The organism is Streptomyces zagrosensis, from assembly GCF_014203645.1.
GTDB classification, from domain to species: domain Bacteria; phylum Actinomycetota; class Actinomycetes; order Streptomycetales; family Streptomycetaceae; genus Streptomyces; species Streptomyces zagrosensis.
This window is the reverse complement of record NZ_JACHJL010000004.1, coordinates 350,674-362,690: the sequence shown is the minus strand read 5'-3', so window position 1 is coordinate 362,690 and position 12,017 is coordinate 350,674. Positions and strand designations below refer to the sequence as shown.

Annotated in this window: 10 protein-coding genes and 1 tRNA gene; 9 read left to right on the top strand and 2 right to left on the bottom strand. The window is 69.7% G+C overall.

The window, feature by feature from the left end:
• Nucleotides 1-26 precede the first annotated feature (26 nt).
• The 7 genes from FHS42_RS10565 (at nucleotide 27) to FHS42_RS10535 (ending at nucleotide 6,844) form a co-directional block, all read left to right on the top strand.
• Complete coding sequence (locus FHS42_RS10565) at nucleotides 27-1,001, top strand: 2-aminoethylphosphonate ABC transporter permease subunit (RefSeq protein ID WP_184571320.1); 975 nt, start codon at nucleotides 27-29, stop codon at nucleotides 999-1,001.
• Nucleotides 988-1,785, top strand: coding sequence for an ABC transporter permease (locus FHS42_RS10560; protein WP_184571318.1), 798 nt, complete (start codon nucleotides 988-990; stop codon nucleotides 1,783-1,785). The genes FHS42_RS10565 and FHS42_RS10560 overlap by 14 nt, the downstream gene beginning before the upstream one ends.
• Before the next feature lie 119 nt (nucleotides 1,786-1,904).
• Nucleotides 1,905-3,014, top strand: coding sequence for a 2-aminoethylphosphonate ABC transporter substrate-binding protein (locus FHS42_RS10555; RefSeq protein WP_184571316.1), 1,110 nt, complete (start codon nucleotides 1,905-1,907; stop codon nucleotides 3,012-3,014).
• Nucleotides 3,015-3,269: 255 nt separating this feature from the next.
• A complete protein-coding gene (locus FHS42_RS10550) occupies nucleotides 3,270-4,049 on the top strand; it encodes an HAD-IIA family hydrolase (protein WP_184571314.1) in 780 nt (259 codons plus the stop codon).
• A 123-nt stretch (nucleotides 4,050-4,172) separates the two neighbouring features.
• Nucleotides 4,173-4,865 carry a hypothetical protein gene (locus FHS42_RS10545; RefSeq protein ID WP_184571312.1) on the top strand — a complete coding sequence of 231 codons (693 nt, stop codon included), beginning with the start codon at nucleotides 4,173-4,175 and terminating at the stop codon, nucleotides 4,863-4,865.
• A gap of 20 nt (nucleotides 4,866-4,885) precedes the next feature.
• Complete coding sequence (locus FHS42_RS10540; protein WP_184571309.1) at nucleotides 4,886-5,557, top strand: class F sortase; 672 nt, start codon at nucleotides 4,886-4,888, stop codon at nucleotides 5,555-5,557.
• 201 nt (nucleotides 5,558-5,758) lie between these two features.
• Nucleotides 5,759-6,844 (top strand): glycoside hydrolase family 6 protein, encoded by a 1,086-nt coding sequence (locus FHS42_RS10535; RefSeq protein WP_312866816.1) that lies wholly within the window; start codon nucleotides 5,759-5,761, stop codon nucleotides 6,842-6,844.
• Between the two features lie 194 nt (nucleotides 6,845-7,038).
• On the opposite strand, the gene FHS42_RS10530 is transcribed toward FHS42_RS10535, so the two are convergent.
• Both FHS42_RS10530 and FHS42_RS10525 read right to left on the bottom strand, forming a co-directional pair.
• A complete protein-coding gene (locus FHS42_RS10530) occupies nucleotides 7,039-7,722 on the bottom strand; it encodes a FadR/GntR family transcriptional regulator (protein ID WP_184571305.1) in 684 nt (227 codons plus the stop codon).
• A 136-nt stretch (nucleotides 7,723-7,858) separates the two neighbouring features.
• A tRNA-Lys gene (locus tag FHS42_RS10525) sits at nucleotides 7,859-7,932 on the bottom strand.
• A gap of 682 nt (nucleotides 7,933-8,614) precedes the next feature.
• On the opposite strand from FHS42_RS10525, the gene FHS42_RS10520 reads away from it, so the two are divergent.
• Nucleotides 8,615-9,958, top strand: coding sequence for a hypothetical protein (locus FHS42_RS10520; protein ID WP_184571303.1), 1,344 nt, complete (start codon nucleotides 8,615-8,617; stop codon nucleotides 9,956-9,958).
• A gap of 131 nt (nucleotides 9,959-10,089) precedes the next feature.
• Entirely contained in the window at nucleotides 10,090-11,991 is a 1,902-nt protein-coding gene (locus FHS42_RS10515; protein WP_184571302.1) for a cytochrome c biogenesis protein DipZ, read from the top strand.
• The last annotated feature ends 26 nt before the right edge of the window (nucleotides 11,992-12,017 follow it).

The window sequence follows — 12,017 nt, the reverse complement described above, 5'->3', positions numbered from 1 at the left end:
GGGAGCCCGCCGCACCACAGGAGTCCGTGGCTCAAAGGCCTGCCGCAGCACCCGGGCCCGCAGCACCCGGGTCCATATCACCCAGGCCCGCGCCGCAGGTGCCCACCGCGCCGAAGCGGCGGGCCGGTCGGTCGGGTTCGCTGACCCGCCTGCTGTGGACGCTGCCACCGATCGCCGTGCTCGGCCTGGTCTTTTTGTATCCGCTGTATCTGGTGGTCGAGCAGTCCTTCCACCCGGACGAGGGCGGCACATCGTTGGCCCCCTACCGGGAGGTGTTCGCGTCCGAGGCGTTCCGCGAGGCGCTGTGGACGACGGTATGGATCGCTGTCGGCGCCACCGTGGGCTGTCTCATTCTCGGCTTCGTCCTCGCGTTGATCATCGCGTTCGTGCCGTTTCCCGGCGGCAAGGCGGTCGCCAAGTTCATTGACGTCTTCCTCTCCTTCCCGTCCTTCTTGATCACGCTGGCGCTGCTGTTCATCTACGGCACGGTCGGCATGGCCAACGGGGTGTGGACGGATGCGACGGGCGCGGCGAGCGGGCCCTTCGACTTCCTGACCACGCCCTGGGGCGTACTGCTCGCCGAGATCACTTACTTCACGCCGTTCGTGATGCGCCCGCTGCTCGCGGCGTTCTCCGGCCTTGACACCGCCCAGCTTGAGGCGGCTTCCTCGCTGGGTGCGCGGCCTGCGCGGATCATCCGGCAGGTGATCTTGCCCGAGGCGCTGCCCGCACTCGCCGCGGGCGGCAGCCTGGTCCTGGTGATGTGCCTGAACGAGTTCGGCATCGTCTTGTTCACCGGCGCCAAGGGCGTCACCACACTGCCGATGCTCGTCTACAGCGAGGCGATTTTGGAGTCGGACTATCCGGCCGCCTGCGTCGTCGCCGTCGTCAACATCGCCATCTCGGTGAGCCTGTTCGGGCTCTACCGGGTCGTCGTCGCCCGCACCGGGCGCGGTGCAACGTCCACGCTGTCCAAGGGGGCCAGCCGTGTTGGTGCATAGCCGAACGGGGCGCTGGGCGACGTGGATCGTCTTCTTCGCACTCTTCTTGCCGCTGTTCGCGCTGCCGCTCCTGGTGATCGTGGCCGCGTCCTTCTCCACCCACTGGAGCGGCGCCTTCCCCTCCGGGCCCACCACCGAACACTATGGCGCTGCGGTACGCGGCGAGTCGCTTGAGGCGCTGACCACCAGCTTGATCACCGCGCTTACCGCCAGCGTGCTCGCCCTCGCCGTGGGCACCTGGGCGGCGCTTGCCGCCGCTGCGCTGCGCCGGCGCGGCAAGCGCGTGGTGGACGCCTTGTTCATGCTGCCGGTGGCCGTGCCGTCGGTGGTCGTGGGGCTTGCCGTACTCGTTGCCTTCAGCAAGCCGCCCATGCTCCTCAACGGCACGCGCTGGATCGTGATCTTGGCGCATGGGGTGCTGGTGACGGCCTTCGCCTACCAGTCCGTATCGGCCGCGGTCACCCGCCTCGACCCGGCGTACGAACAGGCCGCCGCCAGCCTCGGCGCCCGCCCCTGGCTGGTGCTGTGGCGGGTCAAGCTGCCGCTGTTGCTGCCCTCCCTCAACGCCGCAGCCGGGCTGTGCTTCGCCCTGTCCATGGGCGAGTTGAGCGCCACGATGATGCTCTACCCGCCGGACTGGATGCCGCTACCGGTACGCATCTTCACCGCCACCGACCGGGGCTCCCTGTTCACCGGCTCGGCCGTCGCCGTGGTGCTGATGGGCACAACGCTCCTCGTACTGCTTGCCGTCTCCCGCATCCGTACCAGGGCCAGTTACCGCTGACCCCGCACCGTCAGCCCCCACCCAAGGCCCCGCCCCCCACGTGCTGTCCCCGACCGTCCCCCCGTCCCGGCGGCAATTCCGTCCCCGAGACGTCCCCCGTCATGGAGATACGACACGTCATGCGCACACGCATCACCAACCGCAAGCACCCCAAGCCCCTGCGGCGTTTGCCGCACGTCAGCTACCTCAAGCCGGTTGCCGCCATCAGCGGTGCCCTCGTCCTCGCCGGGTCGCTGGCCGCCTGTAGCGAGACCGCCGACAAGAACGCCAAGGTCATCACCGTCTACAGCGCGGACGGTCTGAAGGGCGAGGACGGCAACGGCTGGTACGACACGGTCTTCAAGGACTTCGAGAAGGAGACCGGAATCAAGGTCAAGTACGTCGAGGGTGGCTCCGGCGAGATGGTGCAGCGCGCCACCCGCGAGAAGTCCAACACCCAGGCCGATGTACTGATCACCCTGCCGCCCTTCATCCAGCAGGCGGACAACAAGGGTCTGCTCCAGACGTACACGCCCAAGGGCGCGCAGCAGGTCGCGCCCAGCGACAAGGACCCGGACGGCAAGTGGACCTCGGTCGTCAACAACTACTTCTCCTTCGCCTACAACAAGAAGGAGTTGAAGCAGCCCCCGAAGACCTGGGAGGAGCTGCTCGACGGCAAGTACAAGAACAAGCTCCAATACTCCACGCCGGGCGTTGCAGGCGACGGCACCGCTGTGGTCATCAAGGCGATGCACGACTTCGGTGGCAAGGACGCGGCCATGGACTACCTGGGCGACCTCCAGTCCAACAACGTCGGCCCGTCCTCGTCAACCAGCAAGCTGGCGCCCAAGATCGACAAGGGCGAGCTGCACATCGCCAACGGTGATGTGCAGATGAACTACAAGCAGTCCAAGACGATGCCCCACCTCGGCATCTGGTTCCCGGCCAAGAAGGGTGGCAACCCGACCACCTTCGCGCTGCCGTACGCGGCCGGCTTGGTCAACAAGGCCCCGCACAGCGCCAACGCCAAGAAGTTCCTCGACTACCTGCTGAGCGAGACCGCTCAGCGCCAGGTCAGCGACATCGGCGGCGGCTTTGCGGCCCGTACGGACATCAATGCCACCGACCCGAACGCCACCGCGCTCGCCCAGATCATGAAGGGCGTCGAGGTCTTCAAGCCGGACTGGAAGGACATCGACGAGAACTACGAGGAGTACATCGACGCGTGGAAGTCCGCCACCGGCAACTGACGCGGCACGCCCAGCCAGCGGGGTGCACCTGCACGCTTGATGAGATGCGAACGGGGCGCCGCAGCGCTGACCCGGTGCTCAAGCGCGCGGGTCGCGCTGCGCTGACCTGGTGCCCAAGGGCGCGGGCCGCATCGCGCATCAGGCGCGCCCGGGTGGGGTCAAGGTCACTTCCGGCTGATTAGGCTGTGGGGACGCCCGTCGTACAGCGCGGTACGGCCGGCGTCCCCGCACGCGTCGTACGGCAGGAGTCCGGTAATGGCAGAGCGCAAGCCGATCGAGTCATGGCTCACCGACATGGACGGGGTGCTGATCCACGAGGGCACCCCGATCCGGGGGGCGGACGTCTTCCTCAAGCGCCTGCGCGATTCCGGCAAGCCCTTCCTCGTACTGACCAACAACTCCATGTACACCCCGCGCGACCTGCACGCACGCCTCACGCGCATGGGCCTTGACGTGCCGGTGGAGAACATCTGGACCTCGGCGCTCGCCACCGCCCAGTTCCTGGACGACCAGCGCCCAGGCGGCAGCGCGTATGTCATCGGCGAGGCGGGTTTGACTACCGCGCTGCACGACATCGGCTATGTGCTCAGCGACTCGGAGCCCGATTACGTCGTCCTCGGTGAAACCCGTACGTACAGCTTCGAGGCGCTGACCAAGGCGATCAGGCTGATCAACGCGGGCGCGCGGTTCATCGCCACCAACCCGGATGAGACCGGCCCATCGGCCGAGGGCGCGTTGCCCGCCACGGGATCGGTCGCCGCACTGATCACCAAGGCCACCGGCCGCGACCCGTACTTCGTCGGCAAGCCCAACCCGCTGATGATGCGGGCCGGGCTGAACGCGATCGGCGCCCATTCGGAAACCTCGGCGATGATCGGGGACCGCATGGATACGGACGTGCTGGCGGGCCTGGAAGCAGGCATGGAAACGTTTCTTGTCCTGACTGGCCTCACGCGCCCCGAAGAGGTCGATCGCCATCCCTTCCGCCCCTCCTGGGTGGTGGATTCCATCGCCGATCTGGTGGACCGCCTTTGACGAAGCCGGCCGGCCGCCATGGCCGCCGCATGCGCCGTGTACCCACGCGAACGGAGCAACTACAGGCCGGAGCGGATGCGCGGGGACGCAGGGAGCGAGAACCCTGGTTGCAGGAGGTTCACTATGCGCTCTCTGTCCCTCACGCTGTGTGCGGTGGTTGCCGCCACCGGCGCGGCCATAGCCGCCCCTACTTCTGCCTTCGCTACCGACAAGCCCTTGCCCCCCGGCACGCTCTTCGTCAGCCCGGCCAATGCCCAGCCAGGCGACGGGGTGGAGCTGCGGGTCTGGGGCTGTGAGAGCAGGACCGGCACCGCCATCTCCAAGGCGTTCGTCGTGGACGCCCAACTCGCCCCTGCGGGCGGCCAAAGTGGTGGCGGCCTCTACGCCGAGGCGACGATTCGCTCCGCGGCGGCGGGCGGCATCTACGACATCACCGTCCGCTGTGACGGCCGCGACGGCGTGGCCAAGGCGAACGTCCACGTCGGTGCCGTTGGCTTCCGCCGCGACCGCGACCCGCAGCACTACCAGCAGCAAAGTCGGCAGTACGGTCAGCGCCACGACGAGCCCCAGCACCACCCCGACGCTTTCGGGCGGCCCGATGGCTTTGTGCGCGTGCAGCCCATCGGACCGGTACAAGCCGGCGGTGGCGGCGCGGCCGACAAGACCCGCAAGCCCGCTGACGACAAGCGCATGGCAGCTGCCGATGGCCTGGACGGCGCCGAGGTGTACGGACTGGCCCTCGCGGGCGGCACCGCGCTGACGCTGGGCGGCCTCGCGCTCCACCGACGCGGCCGATCCGGCCGCTCTGTCGGCTGAGCTGTACGGGAGCGACGCCGATGACGGAGGCACCTGCGACGAGCGGCGGTCGGGGGAAGCTGCTCATCGGACTGGCCTGGGCCGTGTTGCTGGTGGCGCTGTGGCTGTGGGGCAAGGAGGGCGGCGGCGGCATATTCGCGGAGCCGACGACCGGCGATGTGGCCGCCGTGGGACGCCCCGGCGAACGCGCCCTGCCGCCCCCGCACGAGCCGCTTGCCGCCGCCGAGCCCCGCACCATCGATATCAAGGCCGCCCATGTGCGCCACGCCCGCATCATCGGCCGCGGCCTGGACTCATCGGGCGCGGTCGCCCCGCCCCCGTACGACAGACCGGGTGACGTCGGCTGGTACCGCACCGGCACCCGGCCGGGCGCCGCGGGCGCGGCGGTGCTGGTCGGCCACGTGGACACCAAGTCCAAGCCGGCCGTCTTCTACGCACTGAGCACCCTGCGGCCGGGCGAGCGGGTTCGGGTCGCGCGCGCGGATGGCGCGATCGCCGAGTTCACCGTGGAGGACGTCGAGGTCGTCACCCGCGACCAGTTCAACGCCCGGCGCGTCTACGGCCCGCGCGAGCGGGGCCGGGCCGAGTTGCGGCTGATCACCTGCGGCGGCAGCTTCGACCGCGACAGCCGCTCGTACACCGCCAACGTCGTGGTCTCCGCATACCTGACGGGGGTGCGCCAGCAGGGCTGACGAGGACGGGTGAGATGGGTGGGACGGGGAGCGGGACGCCATGTCGCCACCCCCTCGCGGGGCTCGGCCGCGATACAACAGGGGACCTACAGACATACGGACATGGGTCGCGCAGGGACGGTGGGTAGGGGTTTGTTTCGACTGGTCGCGTTCCGTGCGGAGCCCGGTGGGACTTCGCACGGGCCATCCGATGGGGAGAGGGTGCCCGGCAGCCGAACCGGCCTCCCCCGCGTGTTCGCCCGGTTGGCGCCGGCCGCTGGGTTGGCGCTGCTGCTGCTCTGCGGATGCGGTGGCTCGTCCGAGCCAGCCGGTGACCGTGAGCCCGCCAAAGGTCGTGAACCCGCCGCCGACAAGCCGCTGGGCCAGCGCCCCAAGGCGGTCGTGCCGTACTGGGTCAATCCGCAGGGCAACGCCGCCCAGCAACTCGCCAGGTATCGCGCGGCCGGGCGCGCTGGCGCGGCGGAACTGATCGAACGCATCGCCCGGCAGCCGGTCGCCGAGTGGATCGGGGTGGATGACCCCAGGGGGCAGGCGCACGCGTTCACCACGGCGGCGATCAAGGCCGACCGGGACGCGTTGCTGGTGCTCTACAACATCCCGCACCGCGACTGCGGCCAGTATTCCAAGGGCGGCGCGGCCGATGGCGACGCCTACCGGGCCTGGCTGGACCAGGTGGCCGCCGGGATCGGCAATCGCCCGGCCACCGTCATCTTGGAGCCGGACGCGCTGCCGCACGTGGAGGACGGTTGCACGCCGCACCGCTACCACGAGGAGCGGTACGCGCTGCTCGCCGAAGCGATCAGCAAACTGGCTGAACTGCCGTACACGAAGGTGTACTTGGACGCGGGCAACCCGCGCTGGATCACCAAAGTCAGCCGGATGGCGAAAGCGCTCCAGCGGGCCGGTATCGAGCAGGCCGATGGCTTTGCCCTGAACACCTCGAACTACCAGACCACCCGGGACAACATGGTGTACGGGCGGAAGCTGTCGGCGCTGGTCGGCGGCAAGCACTTCGTGATCGACACCGGTCGTAACGGCCGCGGGCCCGCCCCCGGTGCGGACGACCCGCAGGCGTGGTGTAACCCCCAGGGACGCGCCCTGGGCGAGCCCCCCACCACCGAAACGGACGACGAACTGGTGGACGCCTATCTCTGGGTCAAGCGCCCCGGCGAGTCGGACGGCCCCTGCAAGGGCGGGCCCCAGGCAGGCGAGTGGTGGCCGGAGTACGCGCTGGAACTGGCCCGCAACGCGCAGCCGGCGCGGCGGACGGGCCCGGCGGTTGGTTAGCGCGGGACCAGCGGGACCAGCGAGACCAGCGGGGCCAGCGAGCCCGGCCGTGCTAGCAGGTGGCTAGCAGGGCGCCGGCAGGACCGATCGGCCCCGCCAGCGCACGGGGTGGGGGAGGGGAAGCGGGGACTGCGCGAGGGCGCCTCTTCGGCGGCGCTCAGTCGTGCTATGCGAGGGCGCCTCTTCGGCGCTGCTCAGTCGTGCTGGGCGGTGGAGCGCAGCCGGGTCCTTATGTTGCCGAAGTGGTCGCGTACGGCAGCCTCGGCCCGCACGGTGTCGCCCGAGCGGACCGCCGCCAGGATCTCGCGGTGCTGCTCGCAGGTGACCTTGGGGTCCGGAACGCCGTCCACCAGGTCCGTACGCACCCGGTGGAAGGCGTCCCAGAACGCCTCAAGCACCTCGCTGAGCAACTGGTTGTCCAGACCCCGATAGAGCGCGGCGTGAAAGGCGCGGTCCGTGTCGGCACCCACCGGACCCTTGGCCGCCTCCGCCTGCATCCGCTCCACCAGCGCGTCCAGCTCCGCGAGGTCGGCGGCCGGAAGCCGCCCGACCAGCCGGGCCAGCAGCCCGGTCTCCAGCGCCTCGCGCAGCTCAAGAAGTTGAAGCAGACTGTCCTCGCCCCGGTAGTGCCCGGCGACAGTGCGGAAGGTCAGGCCCTCGATCATGGGTGCCATCGACATGGCTCCGACATAGGTGCCGAAACCATGCCGAATCTCTACGATGCCCATCGCCTGGAGCGCCTTCAGGGCCTCCCGCACCGAGTTCCGGCTGACGCCCATCAGCTCCATCAGCTCGGTCTCGGTAGGTAGCGGAGCCCCGGAGGGCAGCCGCCCATCGATGATCAGTCGCTTGATCCGCTCCTGAATATCGCTCGCCATGCCGCGACTGTGCACCGCTACCTCCGATTTGACCATCCCCCCACCGCGCGGCCAGGGGCCCAGCGCGGACGGTCGCGATGACTACGGAACGACTGTGGGCCTCCTCGTCTATGACGAGAAGGCCCACAACGCGACGTGCGCCGCCAGGGACTCGAACCCCGGACCCGCTGATTAAGAGTCAGCTGCTCTAACCAACTGAGCTAGCGGCGCTCGCTGACGTCAGAAATCTTACCCGACGCTGGAGCGTGCTTTCGACCGCCGCCCGGATGGCCCCCGCGAGCACTCCATCGGTGATCACTGCCGAGTTCTGGAGCGGCCGGGCTGCACCCCTTTAAGCCCCCCTTGCGGCGGCCCTTGGGGTCACTCGGGGCCCGTTGTGCAGTCGGCTTTGCGTGCGGGCTCTCGCATTTCTCATGTCGGCAATACGCGCGGGTCGATGCCCCGTACATGTGGTCCACGCGTATGCGTCTCGCTGCACCGCGGCGAATTCGGGTGCCGTATTCGCTGGCGAATCCGGATGGCTGGCCGCGCCGCATTGTGGCGCAGTGCTGTGCTGTCGAGGCTGAGCGAGAACGGAAAAACCAAAAACCCCAGCGAGCCCGAGCAATCTGCAAAAACCCGCAGAGCCAGGTAGCCCAAAGGCGCAGATAGCCCAAAAGCGCTGAATGCGTCGGCGGGGGTCGGGGCGGTGGATGTGCGGGTAGTCGGGGTGTGGCGCGTGTGCCGGACGTACACGGCCGAGGAAGAAGTGACGGTAGGGACAAGGGTCGATGACAGACCAGATCGAATGGCGACGGAGGGGGTAGGCGGTGGAGCCGAGGGCGTCAACGGCGCTGGCCTGCTCAATCAGCGCGCAGTGCGGCGTCGGGAAACCGGACGAAGGGGCGTAGGAATGTCGGCAATATCAACCGTGGCGGACTCCACACAGCCCACTGCTCCCGCGGCGCGCGCCGCGGGAGCAGTGGAAGGGGCGAACACGACGGGGCGCGCCGGCGCCAGTGCGGAACCGGGGCTCCGCGCGCGCGGCAGAGCCGTGGCGTGGCGGGAGCCGGTGGCGCCCTCGTGGTACGAGCTCGGGGAGCGGCTCGCGCATGGCTTCCTCCCTGCTCGGCCACCGGTGCGAGCCATGATCGGCACCTGGGTGCAGTTGGACGCGCTGGCCGCCGAGGTTGCCCTCGCGCCGTCGCAGGCCGCCGCCCGTGCGTTGGTGGCGCGCGCCGAGCAGGCTGGGGAGCTCCATGCGCTGCGGGTACGGGTGGCCCGGTTGACGCCCCGCAATGCGGAGGCGGCGGCCATGCGTGTCGCCGTGTTGACGCTGGCCTGTGGCTGGGCGCATCTGGACCCGATGAGCCCGGTGCACGACGCGGAGGTCAACGCGGGGCTGGTCGAGCTGTGGTCCGTGCTCGCGCACCGCCTCGACCACCCGAACTTCGTGGCGCTGCCCGCGCTCGCGCTGCACAACTGGGCGCCCGCCCGGAAGCCGCGCCGCCATCTGCCCATTGACCAACTGGCGCGCGTGGAGCGGCTGGTGCCGGTGGTGCGCTGGTCACCCAAGGGCGAACCGCTCAGCCGGCTGGACCACTTCATGTTGGCCACGACTCGACTTGAGGCGCGCGGCGTATGGCTGTTCCGGCTTGCCGAGACCCTCGCCCACACGCTGGCCGACCTGGGCCCGGATGCCCCGGCGACGGCCACGGCGCTGCGCAGGCTGGCCCGGGTGCTGCATACGCTGCGGGCCCAACTGGCCGCGGAGCAACGGGTGGTGGAGGCCGCGCGGGTGACCGACCAGCAGCGTACGGCCCTCGCCGCACTCGTCCGCGCTGCGGCCCCTGGCCGGCGGGGCGGCCCGGCAGCAGGAGCTGGCCCCGGGCGCGTTACTGACCACGGTGCTCTGCCCCGCGTTGCCGCTGCCCGCCCGGGCGGGCTGTTGCCGGGCACGCTCGAACCGCCGGTGATCCAGGCGGCGGAGGCGGCGCTCGGCATGGGTGCGTACCGGCTGGGTGAAAGCGGCCGGCAGTCGGGGCGCCGTCACTTGCCCGCTGCACAGCGCGCCTGGCTCACCGCCCTGGAACGCCACTGCGCCCCGGTCCGCGGCCTGGGCACGCGCGGCGGCCCGGCCGCCGCGGCGTATCACGAGGCCCGCACGTCGCTCATCACCCTGCGCCACAGCTACGCCCATCTCCTCCACACCGCCCAGGCGCTGCCCCCGCCCTCACGCGCGCGCGAGGTCGCCTAGGCGCCGGGTCGGGGAGCGCCCGCGGCGCAGCCGGCTGGCGGGTGGTGGCCGGCGGCAATCCGGTAGGGGTTCGGCTGCGAACAAGGGTGCGGAGAGCGGGCACCCCGGTCTCCTGACCGAAGGGCGGACCCGTGCTCACTTTGATCTTGATCGGCTTGTTGGGAGGGCTGATCACGGCGGTCTCGCCGTGCATCTTGCCGGTCCTGCCCGTCGTCTTCCTGGCCGGCGGACCCGGCAGCGGACCACCGCCCGCGGGTGGCTCACCGCCTGCGGGCGATTCACTGCCCACGGGCACCGCGCCAACCGACGCGCCACGATCGGCGACGCGGCGACTGAAAGTGTCCGCGGGGCCGGCAGCGTCCCCTACCGCGGGTGGGGCCCAGGCTTCGAACGGTGCCCAGGCGTCGGACGGCGCTCAAGTCTCGAACGCGGCCGGCCGGGCCGGTCCCGCGACGGCGCGCAGGGTGCGTAACCGGCGCCCGTACGCCGTGGTGGGCGGCCTCGTCATCAGCTTCAGCTTCTTCGCCCTGCTCGGGGTGACGCTGATTTCCGCCCTGGGGCTGCCCGACGACATCCTGCGCTATGTCGGCCTGACGCTGCTCATCTTCATCGGTCTCGGGTTGGTCTTCCCGCAGGTGGAGAGCCTGTTGGAGAAGCCGTTCGCTCGCATTCCGCAGCGGCAGGTCAACAAGGAGGGGAGCGCGTTCGTCCTGGGTCTTGGCCTTGGGCTGCTGTACGTGCCGTGTGCAGGGCCGGTGCTCGCGGCGATCACCGTCGCCGGGGCGCGCGGACGCATCAGTGCGGACATCGTGGCGCTGACCCTCTCCTTCGCGGTGGGCACCGCGATTCCGCTGCTGGTCTTCGCGCTCGCCGGCCGGCGGGTCGCCGAGCGGGTCGCGTCCTTCCGCACCAGGGCCCGCGGGCTACGGATCGTCGCGGGCGTCGTGATGATCGCGCTGGCCGGTGCGCTGGCCTTCGACGTCACGGCCGCCATCCAGCGTTCCCTGCCCGACTACACCGCATCGGCGCGGCGCGGCATCGAGGACAGCGACACCGCCCGGCAAAAGCTCTCCGGCCTCTACGGCAAGGAGAACAAGGAGCTTTCGCGGTGCGAGGACGGCGTTGCCGAACTTCGTTCGTGCGGTACGGCACCGAGCCTTAAGGGCATTTCCCAGTGGCTGAACACTCCGGGCGGGCGATCGGTGAAGTTGGCGGCACTGCGTGGCAAGGTCGTTCTGATCGACTTTTGGACCTACTCGTGCATCAACTGCCAGCGCAGTTTGCCGCATATCAAGGACTGGGACCGCACCTATCGGGACGCCGGGTTGCAGGTAATCGGGGTGCACTCACCCGAGTTCGCGTTTGAGAAGAACGCCAAAAACGTCGCCGACCAGACCAAGAAGATGGGCATCGACTATCCGGTTGCCCTCGACAACGAACTCGCCACCTGGGACAACTACCGCAACCGCTACTGGCCCGCGAAGTACCTCATCGACGCCACGGGCACCGTGCGCTACTTCACGTTCGGCGAGGGCAGGTACGACCAGACCGAGGGCCTTATCCGCGATCTGCTGCGGCAGGCCAACCCCGGTGTTGCGCTCCCCGACAAGACCACAGGGCGCACGGACGACCTCACCGAGGGCCGCACTCCGGAGACGTACCTCAGTACCCATCGCATCAGCCGGTACACCGGTGACCCGCTCGCAGCGGACACCGCCAAGCGCTACCGCTTCCCCGCCGACGCACCCCGCGACGCGGTGACGCTCGACGGCATCTGGACGGCCGGCTACGAGCACTTCACCGCCGGCCGCGACGCACGGCTCGCCCTCACCTACCGAGCCAAAAAGGTGCATCTGGTCCTCGCAGGGAAGGGGCCGGTCGAGGTGCTCGTAGATGGCAAGGTCACCAAAACCGTGCAGGTCAACGGCGTTCCTACGCTCTATACGCTCGTCGATGAGGACACGCCGCACACGGCACGCATCGAGGTGCGCCCCGCGCCCGGCATCGAGGTGTACGCCTTCACCTTCGGCTGATCCCGGCCCCGGGCCCCTCTTCCGCG

Excerpts from the sequence above, each read along its gene's own strand:
- FHS42_RS10540 (WP_184571309.1), top strand. The coding sequence starts at position 4,886 with ATGACGGAGGCACCTGCGACGAGCGGCGGTCGGGGGAAGCTGCTCATC.
- FHS42_RS10530 (WP_184571305.1), bottom strand. The coding sequence starts at position 7,722 with ATGGCGAGCGATATTCAGGAGCGGATCAAGCGACTGATCATCGATGGG.
- FHS42_RS10545 (WP_184571312.1), top strand. The coding sequence starts at position 4,173 with ATGCGCTCTCTGTCCCTCACGCTGTGTGCGGTGGTTGCCGCCACCGGC.
- FHS42_RS10555 (WP_184571316.1), top strand. The coding sequence starts at position 1,905 with ATGCGCACACGCATCACCAACCGCAAGCACCCCAAGCCCCTGCGGCGT.
- FHS42_RS10520 (WP_184571303.1), top strand. The coding sequence starts at position 8,615 with ATGTCGGCAATATCAACCGTGGCGGACTCCACACAGCCCACTGCTCCC.
- FHS42_RS10550 (WP_184571314.1), top strand. The coding sequence starts at position 3,270 with ATGGCAGAGCGCAAGCCGATCGAGTCATGGCTCACCGACATGGACGGG.